The following is a 22,974-nucleotide window of genomic DNA, read 5'->3' as shown; positions in this document are numbered from 1 at the left end:
GATGGCTGCAAACAGAAAAAAGCCCGCGCCATCAGGCCACGGGCTTTGTTGTCAGGGAATATATTCCCTGATACAGCGGCAGAATGATACTTATGCGCTGGCAGTCTGGTTCATCAGTTCGTTGAAGCTGACTGACTTCTCAACCACTTTCGCGTTGGAAAGCACGGTTTCCACCGCTTGCTCTTCCAAAGCAACATTGCGCATGTTGTTCATCAGCTCTTTATTTTTACTGTAGAACTCGATCACTTCCCGCGGATCTTCGTAAGCAGAAGCCATCTCTTCGATCAGGGTGTTGACGCGCGCGTCATCCGCTTTCAGCTCATTGGTGCTGATGACTTCACCCAACAGCAGGCCAACAACGACGCGGCGCTTTGCCTGCTCTTCGAACAGTTCGCGAGGCAGTTCCAGCGCTTGTTTTTCGTTACCGCCAAAGCGCTGTGCAGCCTGCCGACGCAGAACATCAATTTCGCCGTCGATCAGTGCGGCCGGAACATCAATTTCATTCGCTTTAACCAGACCGTCCAGAACCTGAGTCTTAATACGGTTGCGAACGGCGCCTTTCAGTTCGCGTTCCATGTTTTTGCGAACTTCGGCACGCAGGCCTTCCTGGGAACCATCATCCACGCCGAAACGCTTGATGAACTCTTCAGTCAGTTCCGGCAGTTCACGCTCTTCCACTTTCTTCAGAACGATAGCGAACTGAGCCGCCTTACCTTTCAGGTTTTCAGCGTGGTAATCGTCAGGGAAGTTCACGTCAATGGTGAATTCTTCGCCAGCCTTGTGACCAACAACGCCGTCTTCAAAGCCCGGGATCATGCGGCTCTGGCCCATTGCCAGGACGAAATCAGAAGCCTTGCCACCTTCAAATTCTTCACCGTCGATAGTACCGGTAAAGTCGATGGTAACACGGTCTTCAGCAGCGGCGGCGCGATCGGTTTCTTTCCAGGTAGCCTGTTGCTTACGCAGCGTTTCCAGCATGGTGTCAACATCAGCTTCTGTCACTTCAACAACCGGTTTTTCAACTTCGATTGCGTCCAGACCTTTCAATTCCACTTCCGGGTACACTTCAAACTCGACAGAGTAAGTGAAGTCGCCACCCACGGTGTATTCGCCCGGAACATAGTTCGGCGCGCCAACCGGGTTAATTTTTTCTTTGATGATGGCATCGACAAAATTGCGCTGCATCAGATCGCCCAGCACATCCTGACGCACAGAGGCACCATAACGCTGAGCAACAACATTCATCGGCACTTTGCCTTTACGAAAGCCGTCAATACGTACTTTTTTGGCCACGTTGACCAATTCGCTCTTAACCGCACTCTCAATGCTGTCAGCAGCAACGGTAATCGTTACACGGCGCCCAAGGCCTTGAGTGGTTTCCACAGAAACTTGCATCTTGTTACCTCAAAAAATCACAGTGCTCGGTCAACCCCAAAACTATTCTCACAACAGCAAAGCCTGCCCAAACATGGTCGACATGTATTGAAAAAAGCCTCACAGAACCGGACGATGGCGTATTTACCCGCCCTTGTTCCCTGTAGTCAGAAGCGTCCCGAATACATTCCGGAAAAATAGACGCGGCATTATAGCGATATAGACAGGTTGAGTCGAGGACGGCAGAAAGACTATTGCAGCAAGAGATTCACACTTTTATGAATAACCCGTACCGAAAAGGTTCGAAACGGGTTATATCCCAGACTTACGACAGGATACCCGCCCCACCACAAGGCGGCGATGAAGGCACGGCATTCTGCAAACTGCTCCACTCCGTTACCGTATAGGTATGCAACGCCAACGCATGTACCGTACTCGCCAGTTCGGCGGCAAGCACCGCATAGATGGCACGATGGCGGCCTAAAACCCGCTCCCCCACAAAACGATCGCTGACCATAACCACCTTAAAATGGCTTTCCGCCCCCGCTGGCACGTTGTGACGATAGCTTTCATCAATCACTTCCAGGTGGATGGGTTCAAATTCCACACGCAGTTTTTCTTCTATCGTTTCACACATCATACGGCCACCCTTTCGGCTTTGGAAAAGTCTGATACCAGCTAAACTTGCCTGTCACTTACAGATCCCCGAATCACTTTAATCTTAGCTGTTTTTCAAGCCGTTATGGTCAAATAACACAACTGCTAACAGATAATACATCGCAACCTGATGACATATCTTCAGTGGCAATGATGTGATAAAAACGATTTTTGCCAGGGCAAAGAAGAGGAAAAGATGCATTTCAGGATAAATTACTTGCACTCCGCTCTTTCCCCCGTCAGCGGCAATGATATGATACCAAGAATTTTTATCAGCTAACCACCCTAATCATTACTGAGAAAATACGAATGTTAAAAAAATTATTTTTCCCACTTCTGGCCGTGATCCTGCTTGCCGGATGCGCCACCAAAAGCAATACGCTGAACATTACGCCGAACATTAGCCTGCCGTCGCAAGATCCGACGCTGATGGGCGTCACTATCAGCATTAACGGCGCCGATCAGCGTGCCGATCAGGCACTGGCTAAAGTGAACCGCGATGGGCAATTGATTACGCTGACCCCTTCGCGCGATCTGCGTTTCCTGTTGCAAGAAGCGCTGGAAAAACAAATGACAGCCCGTGGCTACATGATTGGTACTGGCGGCCCGGTGGCGTTACAGATCGTCGTTAATAATCTGTATGCCGATGTTTCTGAAGGAAACCTGCGTTACAACATCACCACCAAAGCCGATATCTCTATCCTGTCTCAAGCGGCAAACGGCAACAAGCAGGTGAAAAACTACCGTGCGACCTATAGCGTCCAGGGCGCCTTTACCGCAAACAATCAGAACATTACCAATGCCGTTAATACTGTGTTAAGCGATGTCATTAACGACATGGCTCAGGACACCAGCGTCAGCGCCTTCATTAAAGAAAACGCGCGTTAATCTTTTCATCCGCTTCCGTTGCGCACGGATTTTCCTCGCAGCGCAACGGAAAAGGGTCTTTCATGTTTAGTCGTATCATCAATCTGTTCAGCCAACGCAATTCACGTTTTCTGTTATTGCTTGGCTTCGCGTCAGGATTGCCGCTGGCGCTCACCTCTGGCACGTTACAAGCCTGGATGACCGTTGAAAATGTTGATTTGAAAACCATTGGTTTTTTCTCTCTGGTTGGTCAGGCCTACGTATTCAAATTCCTCTGGTCTCCCCTGATGGACCGTTATACCCCGCCTTTTCTGGGGCGCAGACGCGGATGGCTGCTGGTAAGCCAGCTATTGCTGATTGTCGCCATTGTCTGCATGGGGTTTATGAATCCAGCCCGCGATCTCTGGTGGCTCGCCGCGCTAGCCGTACTCGTCGCTTTTTTCTCGGCGTCGCAAGATATTGTTTTTGACGCTTATAAAACAGATTTGCTGGCGCCTGAAGAACGCGGCACCGGCGCCGCCACGTCGGTACTGGGCTATCGTCTGGCGATGTTGGTTTCAGGCGGTCTGGCATTGTGGATTGCGGACCGGCTGTTAGGCTGGCAGGCAACATACTGGCTCATGGCCGGATTAATGCTGATTGGCGTGGTTTCCACGCTGCTGGCACCGGAACCGAATAACACTCAGCCGGCGCCACGCTCTATGGAACAGGCGATCGTCGCCCCGTTGCGCGACTTTTTCGCACGTAACAATGCGTGGCTCATCCTGCTGCTTATCGTGTTGTATAAATTGGGCGATGCCTTCGCCGCCAGCCTGACGACTACCTTTCTGATCCGCGGCGTCGGTTTTAACGCAGGCGATGTCGGTCTGGTCAATAAAACGCTGGGGCTGTTTGCCACCATTGCCGGCGCCATTTATGGCGGCTTGCTGATGCAGCGCCTGACGCTGTTCCGCGCGTTAATGCTCTTCGGTATTCTTCAGGCCGTGTCCAACGCCGGATACTGGCTGCTGGCCATTACCGATAAAAATATGTTTACCATGGCCAGCGCCGTGTTTCTGGAAAATCTGTGCGGCGGGATGGGAACCGCGGCGTTTGTGGCGCTATTGATGACGCTGTGCAACAAATCGTTTTCCGCCACCCAATTCGCCTTGCTCTCCGCCCTTTCTGCGGTAGGCCGGGTGTACGTTGGTCCAATTGCGGGCTGGTTTGTCGAAATCTACGGATGGACGTGGTTCTATCTCTTCTCGATTGTTGCCGCGTTGCCCGGCCTGTTCCTGTTGCTGATATGCCGCAATACGCTGGAATATACACAGAAAACCGATAGTTTCCAGTTACGGAATAGCTTTCCTTATTACTATAGAACGGCTTTGCGTATGCTCGCTATCGGGTCAAGCCTGCTGGGATTGTGGTTGATGCTGTTGATCACCAATGCGTTGGGATGGACGGCCCAGGCGCTGACGGCGGAGTATTTGTTAATCGCGGGTTGCGGGCTGGCTCTTTTGGGTATTCTGTTAGGGAGTCTGCTGGACTACCTTTCACTGAAATCTCCCCTGTCTGGCTCCCGGTAAGCCGGGTTTTTGGGGATAAAGACGCCTTACCCGCGTCTTTATCCACTTATAAAATTATTTTTCTCTTTAATAATTGAGTAAGAAAAAGATTTATTTCACCACGATGAATATTTTTCCGAGCTAATTCTGTTTTATGGTGAATCACTGGTTGATGCAGAAAATACTACCGTTCTGGAAATAAAACTCGTACATGGTTGTAATTTTTTATTATCCATCCATACTTTTATCGGCACGACACTTTAATTCACTGTTTTATATCATCATTTTTTATTTTTATGTTGCCTTTGTGACAATCAAGGCAAAAAACAGCAACAACAGGCTGACATACTCTTAATCATGTTTACAGTACAGTAACCTTCCCGTAAAATGCCCGCTCGCGTGAAATGACAATAGAGCCCTTGTTATTGAGGTCGCTAGATGAGACTCAGGAAATACAATAAAATTTTTGGGATGTTGTCTTTATTTGCAGCCACTGCACTACTCAGCGGTTGCGATATGGCATTGATGAATCCCAAAGGACAGGTCGGGTTAGAGCAACGATCGTTAATACTGACTGCCATTGGGCTGATGTTGATCGTCGTCATACCCGTCATCATAATGACGATTGCCTTTGCCTGGAAGTTCCGTGCTTCCAACGAAAAGGCGAAATACACTCCGAACTGGTCACATTCCAACAAGATTGAAGCCGTTGTCTGGACCGTGCCAATTATCATTATCATCATTCTCGCCACCATTACCTGGAAAACGAGCCACTCGCTTGACCCGTACAAGCCTTTGGAATCAGACATCAAGCCGATTAATGTTGAAGTGGTTTCGCTTGACTGGAAATGGCTGTTTGTTTACCCGGATCTGGGGATCGCCAGCGTCAATGAACTCGCCTTCCCTGCGAACACGCCCGTTACGTTCAGAATCACCTCCGACTCGGTAATGAACTCATTCTTCATTCCTCGTCTTGGCGGACAGATTTATGCAATGGCTGGTATGCAAACCAAGCTGCATCTGATTGCCAATGAGCCTGGCAAATATGACGGTATTTCCGGTGGTTACAGCGGAAAAGGCTTCTCTGGCATGAAGTTTACCGCCATCGCCACGCCGACCCAGCAGGAGTTCGACCAGTGGGTTGCGAACGTCCGTGCGTCTTCCAAGACACTCAACAGCATGGATGAATTCAACCAACTGGCTCAGCCAAGTGAATATCATCCCGTAGAATACTTCTCCAGTGTTCAACCGGATTTGTTCAACAATATTATTCGCAAATTCACAGGCGACGACATGAACATGCAACATCATGGTGAAGGCATGCAGCACGGTGAAAACATGCAGCACGATGAGAGTATGAACATGGGCGAGCATGGCTCGCACCAAGGAGCCGAGGGATAATACGATGTTCGGAAAACTTACACTTGAAGCGGTTCCGTATCATGAACCCATTATCATGGTCACCGTCGCGGCGATCATTGTCGGCGGCCTGGCGCTGCTGGCGGCGCTAACCTACTTTGGCAAGTGGAAATGGCTGTGGGCCGAATGGTTCACCTCCGTAGATCATAAGAAAATCGGTATCATGTATATCATCGTCGCGCTGGTGATGATGCTGCGTGGTTTTGCCGATGCCATCATGATGCGCGGCCAGCAGGTTCTCGCCTCTGCCGGGCAAGAAGGCTTCCTTAACGCCCACCATTACGATCAAATCTTCACCGCCCACGGCGTTATCATGATTTTCTTCGTGGCGACACCGTTCGTGGTCGGTTTGATGAACCTCGCCGTTCCGCTGCAAATCGGCGCCCGCGACGTTGCCTTCCCGTTCCTGAACTCCCTGAGCTTCTGGCTGTTCGTGGTCGGCGTCATTTTGATCAACCTCTCTCTGGGCGTGGGTGAGTTCGCGCAAACCGGTTGGGTCGCTTATCCGCCGCTTTCCGGTAAGGAGTACAGTCCCGGAGTCGGGGTCGATTACTGGATATGGAGTTTGCAGATATCCGGTCTGGGCACCACGCTGACCGGCGTAAACTTCTTTGCCACCATTATGAAGATGCGCGCGCCCGGCATGACCCTGATGAAAATGCCGGTATTTACCTGGACGGCGCTGTGCACCAACGTTCTGATTATTGCCGCATTCCCGATTCTGACGGTTACGATCGCGCTGTTGACGCTTGACCGTTATCTCGGCACCCATTTCTTTACCAACGATATGGGTGGCAACATGATGATGTACATCAACCTGATTTGGGCCTGGGGTCATCCTGAGGTTTACATTCTGGTGTTGCCGGTGTTCGGTATTTATTCAGAAGTGGTGGCCACATTCTGTAAAAAACGTCTGTTTGGCTATACCTCGCTGGTATGGGCAACCATCGCCATTACCGTGCTGTCATTTATCGTTTGGCTGCACCACTTCTTCACCATGGGGTCTGGCGCGAACGTGAATGCCTTCTTTGGTATCGCCACCATGATTATTTCAATTCCGACCGGGGTTAAAATCTTCAACTGGCTGTTTACCATGTATCAGGGCCGTATTCAGTCGCATTCCGCCATGCTGTGGACCACTGGCTTTATCATCACCTTCTCCATCGGTGGGATGACCGGGGTACTGCTGGCCGTGCCTGGCGCCAACTTCGTTTTACACAACAGCCTGTTCCTGATTGCGCACTTCCACAACGTGATCATCGGTGGTGTGGTGTTTGGGTGCTTTGCCGGTATCACTTACTGGTTCCCGAAAGCGTTTGGTTTCACCCTTAACGAAACCTGGGGTAAGCGCGCATTCTGGTTCTGGATCATCGGCTTCTTTGTCGCCTTTATGCCGCTGTACGCGCTGGGCTTTATGGGCATGACCCGTCGTCTGAGCCAGCAAATCAACCCGGAATTCCACCCGTTACTGGTTGTCGCGTCTATGGGCGCCGTGCTGATCGGTATTGGTGTGCTGTGTCAGGTGGTACAGTTCTACATCAGTATCCGTGACCGCGATCAGAACCGCGACCTGACGGGCGACCCATGGGATGCGCGTACGCTGGAATGGTCCACCTCCTCTCCGGCGCCGTTCTATAACTTTGCTACCGTACCGCACGTTCACGATCGTGACGCATTCTGGGATGCCAAAGAGAAAGGCGAAGCCTACAAAAAACCGGCTGGTTATGAAGAGATCCATATGCCGAAGAATACCGGCGCAGGTGTGATTATCTCTGCATTCAGCCTGGTGTTCGGTTTTGCCATGATCTGGCACATCTGGTGGATGGCAATCATCGGTTTTGCCGGCATGATTGTGACCTGGATTGTGCATAGCTTTAATCAGGATGTGGATTACTACGTCCCGGTTAAGGAAATTGAACAAATTGAGAATCAGAATTTTGATCAACTCAGCAAAGCAGGTCTGAAAAATGTCAACTGAAACTCTGACTAACCATAATGCCGCCCATGCCGAGCATGGGCACCATGATGCCGGAGCCACCAAAGTATTCGGCTTCTGGATCTACCTGATGAGCGACTGCATTTTGTTTGCGTCTTTGTTCGCAACCTATGCAGTACTGGTTAATGGTACCGCTGGCGGTCCGACAGGGAAGGACATTTTCGAGCTGCCTTTCGTTCTGGTGGAAACTTTCGCCCTGCTGTTCAGTAGTATTACCTACGGCATGGCGATGATAGCGATGAACAAAGGCAACCAGTCTCAGGTCAACGCCTGGTTGGGTCTGACCTTCCTGTTCGGTCTGATGTTCATCGCGATGGAAATCTATGAATTCCATCACCTGATCGCCGAAGGTTACGGTCCGGATCGCAGCGCGTTCCTGTCAGCCTTCTTCGCGCTGGTCGGCACGCACGGCATCCACGTTACCGCCGGCCTTATCTGGATTACCATCATGATGATTCAGGTTTCCAAACGCGGCCTGACGTCAACAAACAAAACCCGCCTGATGTGCCTGAGCCTGTTCTGGCACTTCCTTGACGTGGTGTGGATTTGTGTATTCACCGTTGTTTACCTGCTGGGGGCGATGCAATGAGTCATTCAACAACCGATCATGCTGGCGCCAGCCACGGTAGCGTTAAATCCTATCTGATTGGATTTGTTCTGTCCGTTATTCTGACAGTCATTCCTTTCGGCATAGTAATGGCCGGTTCAGCCTCACATAACGTGATTCTTCTGACCGTTCTGGGATGTGCGGTTATCCAGATTCTGGTGCACCTGGTGTACTTCCTGCATCTGAATACGTCGTCTGAAGAACGGTGGAATGTGGTGGCCCTGGTGTTTACCGTCCTGATTATCGCGATTGTCGTCGTGGGTTCCATCTGGATTATGATGAGCGCACACCACAACATGATGATCCAGTAACAGAGCCGTCAAAGATGATTAAGCAATACCTGCAAGTCACTAAACCAGGAATTATTTTCGGTAATCTAATTTCTGTGATTGGCGGATTTCTTCTTGCTGCCCAGGGCAGCATTGATTATCCCCTGTTTCTTTCCACCCTGTTCGGCGTATCGCTGGTCGTTGCGTCTGGTTGCGTGTTTAACAACGTTATTGACCGCGATATCGACAAAAAAATGGAGAGAACCAGAAATCGCGTCCTGGTAAAAGGACTGATTTCACTGAAGGTAACGCTGGTTTACGCTTCATTGTTGGGTATTGCAGGCTTCGCACTACTGTATATCGCAGCCAATCCGCTGGCCATGTGGCTGGCGGTGATGGGATTTGTGGTTTATGTCGGTGTTTATAGTCTGTATATGAAGCGTCATTCTGTTTACGGTACGCTGATTGGCAGTTTGTCAGGCGCCGCGCCGCCGGTTATCGGCTATTGTGCCGTCAGTAACCAGTTCGATGCGGGCGCCCTGATTCTGCTGCTGATTTTCAGTCTGTGGCAGATGCCCCACTCCTACGCGATTGCCATTTTCCGGCTCAAAGATTATCAGGCCGCCAATATCCCGGTTTTACCGGTGGTTAAGGGGATTTCCGTCGCAAAGCATCATATTACGCTCTATATCCTCGCGTTTATGATTGCCACGCTGATGCTGTCTCTGGGCGGCTACGCCGGTTACAAATATCTGGTTGTCGCCGCAGCGGTCAGCGTGTGGTGGTTGGGAATGGCGCTATCGGGCTATAAAAATGCCAATGACGACCGGGTATGGGCAAGAAAACTGTTTGTGTTTTCCATTGTCGCCATCACTTCGCTGAGCGTCATGATGTCCGTTGACTCAATGGCTCCGGCACATGAGGTCTTGCTGACCTACTTACGTTAACGTCGTGGTTCAATACCAGAGATAAGCAGTATCAAATCATGTAAAACAGGCGGCTCCTCCGCCTGTTTTTCTTTTTTCCTCTCTCAACTCTTTCGCTAAATAACGTAACAAAGCTCCCGTTTACTGCCGGGCGGGTAACGAACTAGAATAGCGCCGACTGTTTTTCAGAGGTATCAATGAACGATAACAAGATGACGCCTGGTGAGTTGCGCGCCACATGGGGACTGGGAACAGTATTTTCGCTACGCATGCTCGGCATGTTTATGGTGTTGCCTGTTCTGACCACCTACGGTATGGCCTTGCAAGGCGCCAGCGAAACCCTTATCGGTATTGCGATCGGCATCTATGGTCTGATGCAGGCTATTTTTCAGATCCCATTTGGGCTGCTGTCGGATCGTGTCGGCAGAAAACCGTTAATCGTTGGCGGATTACTGATTTTTGCATTGGGAAGCATCATTGCCGCTCTCAGCGATTCAATCTGGGGGATTATTCTTGGCCGGGCCTTACAGGGTTCGGGGGCAATATCCGCCGCCGTCATGGCTCTGCTTTCCGATCTGACGCGCGAACAGAATCGCACCAAAGCCATGGCGTTTATTGGCGTCAGCTTCGGCGTTACCTTTGCTATTGCCATGGTTGTCGGTCCGATCGTCACGCATGCGTTTGGATTGCAGGCGCTCTTCTGGGGCATTACGGCGCTGTCTCTGGTGGGAATTTTCATCACGCTCACGATGATTCCCGCTGCGCCAGCGCACATTCTCAATCGGGAATCGGCCATCGTAAGCGGCAGTTTTCATAAAGTCCTGGCGAATAGCCGACTGCTGAAGCTGAATTTCGGCATTATGTGTCTGCATATCCTGCTGATGTCCAGCTTTGTTGCCCTGCCAAGGGTACTTGAAAAAGCGGGCTTACCGCCGCAGGACCACTGGAAAGTCTATTTGGTCACCATGCTGATTTCCTTCGCCGGCGTTGTGCCCTTTATTATTTATGCCGAATTGAAACGCCGGATGAAACAGGTGTTTGTCGGTTGTATCACCGTACTCATCGCGGCGGAACTGGTGCTGTGGCAGGCGGAAAACCATCTCTGGCAGATTATTTTCGGTATTCAGTTATTTTTTCTGGCATTCAACGTGATGGAAGCGCTATTGCCTTCACTTATCAGCAAAGAATCACCCGCTGGCTATAAAGGTACGGCGATGGGCGTCTATTCAACCACCCAGTTTCTTGGCGTGGCGATCGGCGGCAGCCTCGGCGGGGGGCTTTTCGAACTGTACGGGGCGTCATTTGTCTTTATTGCGGGAACCGTCATTGCCGCCATCTGGTTACTGGTCGGATTGACCATGCAGGAGCCGCCATATTTGAGCAGCCTGAGAATTACGCTTTCCGATTTGGCATTAAGTGACAACGAACTCGAGCATAAAATGCGCACGCAGCCAGGGGTGGCAGAAGTGATCATCGTACCCGATGAATACAGCGCCTACGTCAAAATCGACAATAAAAAAACCAGCAGAAAACAGTTGGAAGAATTGGTCAGCCCGTCATAAAAAACGGGAGCGTGCCTGCCCGCTATCACACAAACAGGCCAGCGAACGCTGGCCTGTAAATACTTTAATCGCGGAAATTGGTGAACTGAAATGGCTGCCCCAAATCGGCACCGCGCACCAGCGCCATCGCACCTTGCAAATCGTCACGGGATTTCCCCGTCACGCGAATCTGTTCACCCTGGATTTGCGCCTGTACTTTCAGCTTGCTGTCTTTAATCAGCTTCACAATCTTTTTTGCCAGCGTGCTTTCAATACCCTGCTTCAGTTTAGCCTCAACGCTGTAGGTTTTACCGCTATGCTCCATCTCTTCAGGGATTTCCAGCGAACCGCCTTCAATGCCGCGTTTCATCAGTTTCTCACGCAAGATATCGATCAATTGCTGAACCTGAAAATCTGACTCACTGGCCGCCTTGATACTCTGTGACTTTTCATTCAGTTCAAAGCTGGCCGGAACATTGCGGAAATCCCAACGGGTGCTCAACTCTCGCGTCGCGTTTTCCACCGCATTGCGAACTTCCTGCATATCAATTTCCGAAACAATATCGAAAGATGGCATAATTTGTTCTCCTGACAAGTTTGACCTGGCGAGCATAATAACCGCTCCTCTGTCATAAACAAAATACGAGTCGCTATCAGGTTTATTACGCTCAGCTTTTACCCTGTTGTCATCGCTGATTAGCCTGATAGACCCAGACAGAGCATCTGATACTGGGACAAGATTCTTAACTCGGTTGCGAGTTGAAAGATAACGGGTATATACCCTAAATAATTCGAGTTGCAGGAAGGCGGCAAGGGAAGGACAAATTCGTCGGGAACGAATTTGAACAGCCAACGGCTGGCCTTCGGTGAGAGACAGGATGTCTCTCATTAATCCCGATGAGCTTACTCAGGTAAGTGAGTCGGGTGACTGAGCGCAGCCAACGCACATGCAGCTTGAAGTATGACGGGTATAAATGGATATTGATGCGAATGATGGTCTGTGAATGGCCGATACAAGAACGACAGTTCCCGTATCAATAACAAAGGGAGAGTCAAATGAAAATAACCGTTCTTGGTTGCGGCGCCATCGGCCAGCTGTGGCTTGCCGCTTTACATCAGCAGGGACATGATGTTCAGGGGTGGCTGCGTATCCCGCAACCATTTTGTTCCGTCAATGTGATCATGTTGAATGGACAACACTGCAATCTTAACCTGACGGCGAACGATCCCGATCATCTGGCGCAAAGCGAGCTATTGCTCGTGACATTGAAAGCCTGGCAGGTTTCCGATGCCGTCGCCGGCTTACTACCGCAGCTCAACCCTCACTGCACCATTTTGCTTTTGCATAACGGAATGGGCACGCGCGAAGAACTGCCTGCGCACAGGCAACCTTTGATTATCGGCATTACCACCCACGCCGCGCGCCGTGATGCGACCACGGTGGTTCATGTGGCCCCAGGAACCACGCATATCGGATCGATTAATGATGGCGACCAGCAAAGCCATTTTGCCGAAATTTTGCATCAGGCATTACCTGATGTAGCCTGGCACAATAACATTACTGCGACCTGCTGGCTTAAGCTGGCGGCCAACTGCGTCATCAATCCGTTGACCGCGATCTATCAGTGTACGAATGGCGGATTGCGGGCTTATCCGGAACAGATTAAATCGCTTTGTCAGGAAGTGGCCGATGTGATGGATCGTGAAGGGTTTCATACGTCACGTGACAGTTTGCAGCTCTATATTGAACAAATCATTCAGAATACCGCGGCCAATACGTCATCGATGCTGCAAGACATCATGGCGCAGCGTCATACCGAGATTGACTATATTACCGGCTATCTGCTGCGCCGGGCTCGTATCCACGGCCTGACGCTACCCGAAAATAGCCGCCTTTTCGAACAAATCAAGCGTAAGGAAAATGAATATGAGCGCGTCGGTACTGGTGTGTCTGGCTCCTGGTAGCGAAGAAACCGAAGCGGTCACGACCATCGACCTGTTGGTCAGGGCTGGAATTCAGGTGACTCTCGCCAGCGTCGCCAGTGACGGTAACCTCGAAATCACCTGTTCCCGGGGTGTCCGGCTACTGGCTGACGCCCCGTTGGTGGAAGTTGCGGACCGTCATTTTGATGCGCTGGTGTTACCCGGCGGGTTGAAAGGCGCCGAATGTTTCCGGGACAGCCCCCTATTGGTGGAATGTATCCGTCAGGCCAATCAGGATGGAAAGATTGTGGCTGCAATGTGCGCTACGCCGGCGCTGGTGCTTGAACACCACCAGCTTTTCCCCGTCGGCAATATGACCGGATACCCGGATTTAAAAGAGAAGATCTCACCTGAAAAGTGGATGGAAAAACGCGTGGTTTACGATCCGCGCGTCAATCTATTAACCACGCAGGGACCGGGAACCAGTATGGATTTTGCTCTGAAGTTGATCGACCTGCTACTGGGCAAGGCAAAAGCGGCGGAGATAGCCGCTCAGCTCATATTGCCGCCCGGTATTTACAACTACCGGGATTGACTACCTCTTTTCAGGGCAAACAGAATAAACCCGAACGGGTTTCTCCCTTAGCAAACCGCCGAGGGATTCGCCGCTTTCAACAGGTTATAGAGCGCCTGCGGATCAATCGCCTTACAAATCCCCTGTGGTTTTTGCATGGCGCTGTCTTCTGCCGCCAACATGGCATTAATAACCGCTTCATGCGTACTCTCCACCGCCGCCAGATAAATCTCGTCGAAACACTCGTCGTTTAAATAGCGAAAGGACTGATGAGCTTCTGAAATCTGCGGTAGCGGAGCGGCGTTCGCGGTACTAAAAGCCAGAAAGATATCCCCGGAATTATTCCCGCCGGGGCTCCCTGACTGAGAGATGCCTAACCCCGCCCGTCTGGCCAGACGCTGTAACTGATGCGGCATAATCGGCGCATCGGTAGCCAGTATCACGATAATTGAGCCACGTTCTCGCGTCAGCGCCTCCGGCAGTTCGGCATCCATTATTTTACCTACCGGCACGCCAAAAAGGTTAAACCACGATCGCTGTCCGTAATTCGCCTGCACTAATGCGCCTAAGGTGTATTTTTCACCATCAATGCAAAAACAGCGTGATGATGTTCCGGTTCCGCCTTTAAATCCGTAACAAATCATCCCATTCCCGCCCCCAACGTTTCCTTCGGCCAGAGGTCCGGCATGCGCGGCATTCAGCGCCGCCAGCGCATCAGCAACGGTCACATGCAACCCATTGATATCATTAATCACACCATCATAGGTTTCGCCAACGACCGGCATCGCCCAGAGATGATGCCGGTCCCAGGTTTCATGGTATTGTTCAATCATCCAGCGAACGGCGGCCTGATGTACGGTGCCGGTAGAATGCGTATTGGTCAGGCAGACCGGGCCGACAAAATAACCGCCATCTTTTATCCAGTGGGTGCCGGTCATTTCGCCATTGCCATTGAGCGAATGATAGCCCGCCCAGACTGGCTCCGGTTCAGTTTGATACCCGCGCGGTAAAATCGCGGTAACCCCGGTTTTAATTTGTTTTTTGGTATGGCTCATACCATTTATTGTCTGATAGCCAACCAGAACCCCCGGCACATCGGTGATGGCATTATGGATGCCCGTCTGACCGGCGAATCGTAATCCCAACTGACGAGCCCTTGGTTTTGACATAATATTTCCTTTAATCATGTACACGCCGACTTCTGATATAAAGCCCGACAGCAGCGATCAATAAAGAACTAAGAATTAATAACGTCGCAATCACATTGATTTCCGGTTTAATTCCCCGCCTTATCATGCCGTATATCTGTACCGGCAATGTCGTTGCATCAACACCAGAAATAAAATAGGTAATGACCAGATCGTCCAATGAAATAATAAAGGCCAGTAATGCGCCGCCGATAACGCCGGGCAGAATCATCGGCAGCGTAATTCGTCTGAATGTTATCCATGAATTGGCGCCCAAATCTGCCGACGCCTCCTCCAACCGGGCGTCCATCCCCGCCAGTCGTGCGCTGACAATAAGAAAGACGTAGCTGCACAAGAAAGTACAGTGGCCGATAATAATAGATATTTTCCCCAGAGGAATGCCGACATTGACAAAAAATATCAATAGCGCAATACCCAGAACGATATCCGGCATCATCATGGGAACATATAACAGCAGCCGATAAAAACTTTGCAATCTAAAGCGATACCGCGCCAGGACTAATGCGGTTATCGTACCGATTATTGTTGATATTATCGTGGTACTCAGTGAGACAATCAGGCTATTTTTCAGCGCCTGCAATAATTGACTGGTTGAATCGATATATAAGGCACTATCGTTCAGCTTATTGTCAAAACCAAACAATGACAGATACCAGTCAAAACTGAACCCCTGCCAGATCATCATATTAATAGGATTAGCGTTAAACGAATAAATCACAATCAATAAAATAGGGCAATAAAGAAAAATAAAAAAGGCAAGACCATAAAGATCCAGCGACCACTTAATCAAGCGAGAAAAAAAGTGCTTTTTCATACGTTACCCTATTTAATCTGACTGACTGAATCAGTACCCGTGCGATGATGGGTGAGGTAAAAATTAAGTATCAATACGCATAGCACCATTAACATTAACAGCATTGAAATCGCAGAACCAAAAGGCCAGTTGCGGGCAGACAAAAATTGTTGTTCGATCAAACTTCCCACCATAATGACTCTGGCGCCGCCAAGCAATGAGGGAACAATAAAATTGCCTAATACCGGAATAAAAACCATAACCGAACCGGCAATAATACCGGGCAGCGTTAGCGGGAAGATAATACGCCAGAATGTTTTCCAGTGATTAGCACCTAAGTCATAAGAGGCATAAATCAAACTGCGATCAATTTTTTCCACACTGGCATAAACCGGCAAGAACATGAAAGGAATATAGACGTAAACCATGCCAATTAACACCGCCATTTCCGTATAGATAAGATTAAGGGGTTGATCAATCACCCCTGCACGTTGCAAAATATTATTAAGAAATCCGGTTGGCCGCAGAATAAGCACCCACGCATAAAGGCGCACCACCAGACTGGCAAAAAAAGGGAGTGTGATAATAAACAATAAAAAATTACGTACTTTTATCGACTTTGTACTTACCCAGAAGGCAATAGGGTAGCAGATAAGCGATGAAATAATGACGCTGGTTAACGCAATACGGATTGAGGTAACAATGATCTCCAGATACAGAATCTCAAACTCTTCAAATTGTCCATCAGCCCAGCCTAATATACGGCCATAATTATCCGGATAGAAATGCCACTCCACACCACCATACAACCCCGGCGTTAGAAGGCTGAAAATAATCATAATGGCAAGCGGTATCAAGAAGAATACGCCTAATAACACAGTGATCGGTGATAATAACCCGATCAGCTTCAATTTCTGTGTGACCGCCAATTTAGACATGCGCTTCCTCCTGATAAGGCAGCAAGTGGCAGGAAGCGATGTCATACCAGAGCGTAATAGGATCGCCTGATTTGAATAACGGCGGCGTCGTCAATGAACGGTTGCCAATCAATACTTTAAGAGATTCGTTTTTTTCCGAATGAAAAATAATCTCAATATCCTTACCCATGAATATGACTTGCTGCACAACACCGTCAATTCTGGCGTATTGCGCGCTGTCATCTCCGGGCTTTTGCAAAAGAAAGTGCTGTGGGCGCAATAATAACTGCCAGCGTTGTCCCTGCTGATGCGTTACGCCGGCTTTCATCGTGGCGGTAAACACATCACCGGCGGAACTGGTTAATATCAGATGATGCGGTGCGATATTCGTAATACAAACATCGATCAGATTACTTTCCCCAATAAAACCCGCCACGAAACGGTTAGCGGGCTGATCATAAACCGCGGTCGGATCGCCATTTTGCTGTATTTTCCCACCATTGAGCACAATGATGCGATCTGACATGGTCAGGGCTTCTTCCTGATCGTGGGTGACAAAAATAAAAGAAATTTTCAGTTCTGTTTGCAGCCGTTTAAGCTCAAGCTGCATACTTTGCCGCAAATTACGATCTAAAGCAGAGAGCGGTTCGTCCAACAATAACAAGGTAGGCCGATTGACGATCGCTCTGGCCAGCGCCACTCGCTGCTGCTGACCACCCGAAAGCTGCGAGGGTTTGCGTTTTTCCATCCCCTGCATCCCCACCATCTCAAGCGTTTCAGCCACCCGGCGATTGCGCTCGGTGCGCAGCACACCCTGTACATCCAATCCGTAGCCCACGTTATCGGCAATATTCAGATGCGGAAATAATGCATAACTCTGAAATACGGTATTTACCGGTCGATGATGGGCTGGAATATCATTGGCTTTCTTTCCCAGAACCTGTAATTCGCCACTGTCCAGAGACTCAAAGCCGCTGATAATTCGGAGCAACGTGGTCTTCCCACAGCCGGAAGGCCCTAGCAAAGTGACAAACTCATTATCCTCCACCTGCAAATTAATGCCATCCAGGGCTTTTACACTCCCCCCTTCCGGGGTCCGATAGTATTTAACCGCATTATTCAGAGTAACGACCGAACGGAAGTTATGACTATCATTCATAATAACTCCGGCAAGGGTAAGTTAAAAAATCCATGAATATAAATAATCATTAATTCGCGCTGCGGAATCGGGTCCAGACACGATCGTATTGGCGCAGATATTGTCCCAGATCCTCAAATATCTGTAGCCGGGCCTTGACATCCGCAGGAGGGTTGGCGGCCGGATTGTTTTTTAAACTCGCCGGTAATAAATCAATCGCTTTACGATTGGGCGTACCATTCATTTGCTGAGCGGTATTCATCGCCGCAATGTCCGGCTTCAGAAAGAATTCCATAAATTTTTTGGCATTCTCTTTATTTGGCGCATTTTTCAACACGCACATATTTTCCTGATACATGGTCGCCCCTTCTTCAGGAATAACATAGGCGAGATTATCGGGGTCCTGTGAGACATACATCAGTGCGCCGACAAAATAATGCGCGGCGGCAACATCGCCGGACTGAACCAATGGAATACTTTCGTAGGTGAAGGCTGACACCAGCGGTTTTTTGGCCGTCAGCCAATCAGCCGCCAGTTTTAAATCATCGCTGTTGTGGGTATTGACCGATTTATTATTGACGATAAGCCCAACGCTGAGCGTTTCACGCATATCATCAAGCATGATCACTTTTTTACCCCGCTCCGCTTCGGCGAAAAAATCACGCCAGGAGGTGATGGGTTTATCTACCTTATTTTTATTATAGAAAATACCTACGCTGCCCCAGGCATAGGGCAGGCAATATTCCCCCCTGGGATCCGTTTTGGCACGCAAAAACTGTGGGTCAATATTGCCGAAGTCCGCAGCCTGATTAATATCCGTTTTTTCCAGCAGATTGAGCGTTGCCATGACATCCTGCATATGAACGGAGGGGAAAACGATATCATAACCACTGGCGCCCGCCTGAATTTTAGCCAACATCTCTTCATTATTGCCATAAGTATCCAGTTTCACATTGATGCCGGTTTCTTTGGTAAATGCCGTTAATACCGCCGGGTTAATATAATCACCCCAGTTATACAGACGTAATTCACCGGCGGCCTGTGCTGACAGGCTGGTTAGCATGGCGGATGCCAGCAGAGATAAACAAATGCACTTAGCGGTTTTCACAACGCGAATAGACATGTTGACTCTCCGTCGAGTGGCGTCTGCCGGATACATCGGCGAATAAACCATCCTTGATGAGACAGGCGCCTGATTGAATGGCTGATAGGATCACGATAGGGTTACAGGCTTCATCTTTGCTATCAGCGTAATTTATGACATATTTATGTCTTCAAGTATAAAACTGCAATTTTTATGCCATTGGCACCCCTGAAATGGTATTTAATTACCCAATAGAGAAAAAACGGTATTATTATGTCAACAAATCAATCGGGTGAACGCATGATTACAGAAAGAATAGAGAATCTGGACGGCAAGTTAACCCCGACAGAACGCACGCTATGGGCATACATTCAGGCCAATCTGGAGGGGATTGCGTTTGAAAATGGTGCAACACTTGCCCAAAAAAGTGGCGTCAGCCCCAACACCGTCAGCCGATTTCTGCGCCGCTTAGGTTACAAAGGATTACAGGGGCTAAAAGAAGACCTGCGTGATGACGTCCGGGTGCAGTCGTTGCTGAATACCACTTTGCTGGCACGGGTTGAGCAACAATCGGATGATTTAACCATTCACCTCAATAAAGAGATTGATGCACTGGTTAAATTCTGGGAGCAGCTTGGCAGCCAGCACTGGCAGGAGATTGTTGAGCGCGTATGCAACGCGGAGAAAGTGTTCATCTGCGGTTTTCAGACCATTCGCGGGATGGCTGAGGATTTCTCCAATCGGCTATCACTCGTCCGCTCTGATGTTGAATTTCTAGATTTATACAGCGGCGTACTGGGTCAATGGCTTGATAGCTATGAAAAGCATTGCTGTGTGATTTTAATCGACATTGCGCCTTACGCCGAGGCTGGCGTCTCTTTCGCCAATGAGTGCATAAAAGAAAACGCCGATCTGGTGGTGTTTACCGATGAGTATGGCATTGCCAAATATATGAATACGCCCTACATCGTGACCATGACGACCAAAACCGGGTTGATTCTGGAATCAACCGGTGGTTTGGCCAGCGCTCTCAATGTGTTGCTACACTGTGTCGCATCAAAAAATAAAGAGCAGCTCAAACACCGGCTGGAGGCGTATGAAAATCGGGTGAAATGTCTGAAGCTTTATCGCTCATAAAGAAGTCACCGCCCTGATCACCGAGACAGGGCCGATTCCCGTCGTCACTAAGGGCGATACACCTTCACATTGCTGAATCCTTGCTCACGCAGATAAAGCGCCTGTAAACGGCTCATCACGCCACGTTCGCAATAAAGCAGATAGGTTTTACTCTGATCCAAATCGCCAAATTGCGTGCTCAATTTATAGAAAGGCAGGGTTTTCACCTGAATATCCGTCAACGACAGCGGTTTGTCTTCCTGTTCATCCGGCGCACGAATATCCAATAGCACATCGGTCGGCGTAAACGCCACCACCGTTTCTACTTCAACGACTTCCTGACGGGTTTGCTCGGCAATTTCACGGATATCGATATTGCGAGCTTCGCTGACGACGCGATCCAGAATAGCGAAATCAAAGTGGCTTTCTTCCTCTTCAATTTTCGACTTCACCGCTTTTACCGTTGGGCTCTTGGAAATAACGCCGCAGTATTCCGGCATCGTTTTGGCGAAATCTTCCGTACCCAGCTCACGCGCCTGCTTAATAATGTGCTCTTTGTCATGGGAAATCAGCGGACGCAGAATCAACGTATCAGACGCATTATCAATCAAACGCAGGTTGGTAAGCGTCTGGCTGGAAACCTGCCCGAGCGCTTCTCCCGTTACCAGCGCCTGTACGCCATAGCGTTCCGCCATCTGCGACGCGGCGCGGACCATCATGCGTTTAAGAACCACGCCCATCTGACCGTCATCGACTTTTTCCAGAATCTCACCGACCACCGGCTCAAAATCAATGGCGATAAAACGCACCCGGTGTGAACTGCCATACCGATTCCACAAATAGTGTGCGACCTGCTTAACGCCAATTTCATGAGCAGCGCCGCCCAGATTAAAGAAACAGTAGTGCACACGACAGCCGCGGCGCATCAACATATAACTGGAAACGCCCGAATCAAAACCACCCGAAATCAGCGACAGCACATCTTCCTGTGTCCCAATCGGAAAGCCGCCGATCCCCTCATAGCGGGCATTAATCAGTAGTAAACGATCCTGATCGATTTCCAGATGAACCGTAACCTGCGGCGAGGAGAGGTTCACCCGCGCCGTTTCGATATGCTGATTAAGACCGCCGCCGACATAGCGTTCAACGTCCTGAGAGCTAAACTCATGCTTACCGCGACGTTTTACGCGAACGCAGAACGTTTTTCCGACCAACTGTTCGCGATACAGCGCCAGCGTCTGCTCAAAAATGTCGTGAACATCTGTATAAGCGCGATCTTCAACATCAAGAATGTGGTGGATACCGGGAATACGCGTCAATGCATCACGAATAGCTTCACGCTGACTTTCTTCTTTTGCCCGAACTTCGATATGATCCCAGTGACGGACAACCGCCAGCGTTTCATCATAGTGTTTTAAGACGTTGCGAATGTTACCGGTTAGAATTTTGATAAAGCGCAACCGCACAGATTGGCTTTTGATGGTGATTTCCGGGAACAATTTAATGATAAACTTCATGGTGGCTGTCGTTACTTGGTCAGAAAGGCGTAAATAAATTTACCCCTGAGCACTAAAATCACGTTATCGGTAAAATCAGCATCACAAGGATGATTTTACCCATAGCATCCAGGGCGCGGAGTATATCATTATATGAAGATATACTGTGCGTTTTAACCGTATAATTGTATGGTCATCCGTGGGTGATTAAACGCAAAATAACGCTATGCTGCGCTATGGCAACGGCGTATAAACCAGGACTCAATACCTATGCCCAAGAAACCAGAGCTGCCCGTCAGCTTTGAAAACTCACTGAACGAGCTGGAAAAAATCGTTACCCGACTGGAGTCGGGTGAGTTGCCATTGGAAGAGGCGCTGAATGAGTTTGAGCACGGAATACAGTTGGCACGTCAGGGACAGCAAAAGTTGCAGCAGGCAGAGCAGCGGGTACAGATCTTGCTGAGTGACGAGCCTGATGCAACCTTGTCGCCGTTTACCCCGGATAGTGAATAGCCATGGTTGATTTCGCAGAGCAATTGAATGCTCACTATCAGCGTACGAACCGTACATTAAGCCATTATATCGCCGCCCTTCCCTTTCAGAGTAGTCCACTGGTTAATGCCATGGGCTATGGTGCATTGTTAGGGGGTAAACGGCTGCGGCCATTTCTGGTCTATACCACGGGTGAACTGTTTGGCGTCTCTCTGGAAAGTCTGGATGCGCCCGCCGCGGCGGTAGAATGTATTCACGCCTATTCGCTAATCCATGATGACCTGCCGGCTATGGACAACGACGATCTGCGCCGCGGTCAGCCAACCTGTCACATAAAATTCGGCGAAGCCAGCGCCATCCTGGCGGGTGATGCGTTGCAAACGCTGGCGTTTTCTATTTTGGCTGACGCCCCCATGCCACGGATTTCCGATCGCGATCGGTTGGCGATGCTGTCCGAACTGGCGCAGGCCAGCGGGGTTGCCGGCATGTGCGGCGGTCAGGCGCTGGATCTGGCGGCAGAAGGGCATCAGGTGGATTTGGCGGCACTGGAGCAAATCCATCGTCACAAGACTGGCGCATTGATCAGAGCGGCGGTAAGACTGGGCGCGCTGGCGGCGGGAGACGCTGGCCGGCGCGCGTTGCCGTATCTCGATCGCTACGCCAATGCGATTGGATTGGCATTTCAGGTGCAGGACGATATTTTGGATGTGGTGGGTGATACGGTCACGCTTGGCAAACATCAGGGAGCCGATCAACAGTTGGGCAAAAGCACCTACCCTGGTTTGCTGGGACTGGAGCGCGCGCGCGAAAAAGCATGGGATCTCTATCAGGAGTCACTGGCTTCTCTGGATGATTTGGTGGCATCCAGACCGATACCACTGGATACTGCGCCATTACAGGCGCTGGCGAATTTCATCGTCGAGCGCGATAAGTAATAAAATATCAATCTATACCCAATAGATTTCGACATGCGGTCAGGCAGCCAGTAAGCGAAGCTTCTGAGGCTTGGTGAACACAATCGGGCGCTCGG

General features: G+C 49.8%; 22 protein-coding genes. 13 read left to right on the top strand and 9 right to left on the bottom strand.

What is annotated here, in order from left to right:
* Nucleotides 1–90 precede the first annotated feature (90 nt).
* Nucleotides 91–1,395, bottom strand: a complete 1,305-nt coding sequence (tig, locus tag B4923_RS03055) for a trigger factor (protein ID WP_109052890.1) — start codon at nucleotides 1,393–1,395, stop codon at nucleotides 91–93.
* Nucleotides 1,396–1,699: 304 nt separating this feature from the next.
* On the bottom strand, nucleotides 1,700–2,014 hold the full coding sequence (bolA, locus tag B4923_RS03050; RefSeq protein WP_109052889.1) for a transcriptional regulator BolA: 315 nt from the start codon (nucleotides 2,012–2,014) through the stop codon (nucleotides 1,700–1,702).
* 326 nt (nucleotides 2,015–2,340) lie between these two features.
* On the opposite strand from bolA, the gene B4923_RS03045 reads away from it, so the two are divergent.
* From B4923_RS03045 to B4923_RS03010, 8 genes are all read left to right on the top strand, one after another.
* On the top strand, nucleotides 2,341–2,919 hold the full coding sequence (locus B4923_RS03045; protein WP_109052888.1) for a lipoprotein: 579 nt from the start codon (nucleotides 2,341–2,343) through the stop codon (nucleotides 2,917–2,919).
* A 62-nt stretch (nucleotides 2,920–2,981) separates the two neighbouring features.
* Complete coding sequence (ampG, locus tag B4923_RS03040) at nucleotides 2,982–4,466, top strand: muropeptide MFS transporter AmpG (RefSeq protein ID WP_109052887.1); 1,485 nt, start codon at nucleotides 2,982–2,984, stop codon at nucleotides 4,464–4,466.
* A 417-nt stretch (nucleotides 4,467–4,883) separates the two neighbouring features.
* Nucleotides 4,884–5,846: a cytochrome o ubiquinol oxidase subunit II gene (gene cyoA / locus B4923_RS03035; RefSeq protein WP_109052886.1), complete on the top strand. Its 963-nt coding sequence runs from the start codon at nucleotides 4,884–4,886 to the stop codon at nucleotides 5,844–5,846.
* Nucleotides 5,847–5,850: 4 nt separating this feature from the next.
* A complete protein-coding gene (gene cyoB / locus B4923_RS03030; protein WP_109052885.1) occupies nucleotides 5,851–7,842 on the top strand; it encodes a cytochrome o ubiquinol oxidase subunit I in 1,992 nt (663 codons plus the stop codon).
* Nucleotides 7,832–8,449: a cytochrome o ubiquinol oxidase subunit III gene (locus tag B4923_RS03025; RefSeq protein WP_109052884.1), complete on the top strand. Its 618-nt coding sequence runs from the start codon at nucleotides 7,832–7,834 to the stop codon at nucleotides 8,447–8,449. The genes cyoB and B4923_RS03025 overlap by 11 nt, the downstream gene beginning before the upstream one ends.
* A complete protein-coding gene (locus tag B4923_RS03020; protein ID WP_109052883.1) occupies nucleotides 8,446–8,778 on the top strand; it encodes a cytochrome o ubiquinol oxidase subunit IV in 333 nt (110 codons plus the stop codon). The genes B4923_RS03025 and B4923_RS03020 overlap by 4 nt, the downstream gene beginning before the upstream one ends.
* 14 nt (nucleotides 8,779–8,792) lie before the next feature.
* Nucleotides 8,793–9,683 carry a heme o synthase gene (gene cyoE / locus B4923_RS03015; protein WP_109052882.1) on the top strand — a complete coding sequence of 297 codons (891 nt, stop codon included), beginning with the start codon at nucleotides 8,793–8,795 and terminating at the stop codon, nucleotides 9,681–9,683.
* A gap of 176 nt (nucleotides 9,684–9,859) precedes the next feature.
* Nucleotides 9,860–11,224: an MFS transporter gene (locus B4923_RS03010; protein WP_109052881.1), complete on the top strand. Its 1,365-nt coding sequence runs from the start codon at nucleotides 9,860–9,862 to the stop codon at nucleotides 11,222–11,224.
* 64 nt (nucleotides 11,225–11,288) lie between these two features.
* On the opposite strand, the gene B4923_RS03005 is transcribed toward B4923_RS03010, so the two are convergent.
* Nucleotides 11,289–11,780, bottom strand: coding sequence for a YajQ family cyclic di-GMP-binding protein (locus B4923_RS03005; RefSeq protein ID WP_109052880.1), 492 nt, complete (start codon nucleotides 11,778–11,780; stop codon nucleotides 11,289–11,291).
* Nucleotides 11,781–12,259: 479 nt separating this feature from the next.
* Between B4923_RS03005 and panE the strand changes: the two genes are divergently transcribed.
* A complete protein-coding gene (panE, locus tag B4923_RS03000; protein WP_109052879.1) occupies nucleotides 12,260–13,168 on the top strand; it encodes a 2-dehydropantoate 2-reductase in 909 nt (302 codons plus the stop codon).
* Complete coding sequence (gene yajL / locus B4923_RS02995) at nucleotides 13,131–13,721, top strand: protein deglycase YajL (protein WP_109052878.1); 591 nt, start codon at nucleotides 13,131–13,133, stop codon at nucleotides 13,719–13,721. The genes panE and yajL overlap by 38 nt, the downstream gene beginning before the upstream one ends.
* Before the next feature lie 47 nt (nucleotides 13,722–13,768).
* On the opposite strand, the gene B4923_RS02990 is transcribed toward yajL, so the two are convergent.
* From B4923_RS02990 to B4923_RS02970, 5 genes are read right to left on the bottom strand one after another with little or no spacing between them, the layout of a single operon-like run.
* Nucleotides 13,769–14,869, bottom strand: coding sequence for a DmpA family aminopeptidase (locus tag B4923_RS02990; RefSeq protein WP_109052877.1), 1,101 nt, complete (start codon nucleotides 14,867–14,869; stop codon nucleotides 13,769–13,771).
* Nucleotides 14,870–14,879: 10 nt separating this feature from the next.
* Nucleotides 14,880–15,722, bottom strand: coding sequence for an ABC transporter permease (locus B4923_RS02985; protein ID WP_109052876.1), 843 nt, complete (start codon nucleotides 15,720–15,722; stop codon nucleotides 14,880–14,882).
* A gap of 8 nt (nucleotides 15,723–15,730) precedes the next feature.
* Complete coding sequence (locus tag B4923_RS02980) at nucleotides 15,731–16,639, bottom strand: ABC transporter permease (RefSeq protein ID WP_109052875.1); 909 nt, start codon at nucleotides 16,637–16,639, stop codon at nucleotides 15,731–15,733.
* On the bottom strand, nucleotides 16,632–17,777 hold the full coding sequence (locus B4923_RS02975) for an ABC transporter ATP-binding protein (protein WP_109052874.1): 1,146 nt from the start codon (nucleotides 17,775–17,777) through the stop codon (nucleotides 16,632–16,634). Before B4923_RS02975 ends, B4923_RS02980 begins: the two co-directional genes overlap by 8 nt.
* Before the next feature lie 49 nt (nucleotides 17,778–17,826).
* Entirely contained in the window at nucleotides 17,827–18,879 is a 1,053-nt protein-coding gene (locus B4923_RS02970) for a polyamine ABC transporter substrate-binding protein (protein ID WP_109052873.1), read from the bottom strand.
* 234 nt (nucleotides 18,880–19,113) lie between these two features.
* Between B4923_RS02970 and B4923_RS02965 the strand changes: the two genes are divergently transcribed.
* Entirely contained in the window at nucleotides 19,114–19,977 is an 864-nt protein-coding gene (locus tag B4923_RS02965) for a MurR/RpiR family transcriptional regulator (RefSeq protein WP_211313916.1), read from the top strand.
* A gap of 47 nt (nucleotides 19,978–20,024) precedes the next feature.
* Here B4923_RS02965 and thiI read toward each other — a convergent pair whose 3' ends face one another.
* Nucleotides 20,025–21,473: a tRNA uracil 4-sulfurtransferase ThiI gene (thiI, locus tag B4923_RS02960; protein ID WP_109052872.1), complete on the bottom strand. Its 1,449-nt coding sequence runs from the start codon at nucleotides 21,471–21,473 to the stop codon at nucleotides 20,025–20,027.
* 249 nt (nucleotides 21,474–21,722) lie between these two features.
* On the opposite strand from thiI, the gene xseB reads away from it, so the two are divergent.
* Nucleotides 21,723–21,965 (top strand): exodeoxyribonuclease VII small subunit, encoded by a 243-nt coding sequence (xseB, locus tag B4923_RS02955; RefSeq protein WP_109052871.1) that lies wholly within the window; start codon nucleotides 21,723–21,725, stop codon nucleotides 21,963–21,965.
* 2 nt (nucleotides 21,966–21,967) lie between these two features.
* Complete coding sequence (gene ispA, locus B4923_RS02950) at nucleotides 21,968–22,879, top strand: (2E,6E)-farnesyl diphosphate synthase (protein WP_109052870.1); 912 nt, start codon at nucleotides 21,968–21,970, stop codon at nucleotides 22,877–22,879.
* Nucleotides 22,880–22,974: the final 95 nt, after the last annotated feature.

Origin of the sequence: Brenneria roseae subsp. americana (genome assembly GCF_003115815.1) — a bacterium.
GTDB classification, from domain to species: Bacteria; Pseudomonadota; Gammaproteobacteria; order Enterobacterales; family Enterobacteriaceae; genus Brenneria; species Brenneria roseae.
Note: the sequence above shows the minus strand (reverse complement) of the source record. Positions and strands in the feature narration are given on the sequence as shown.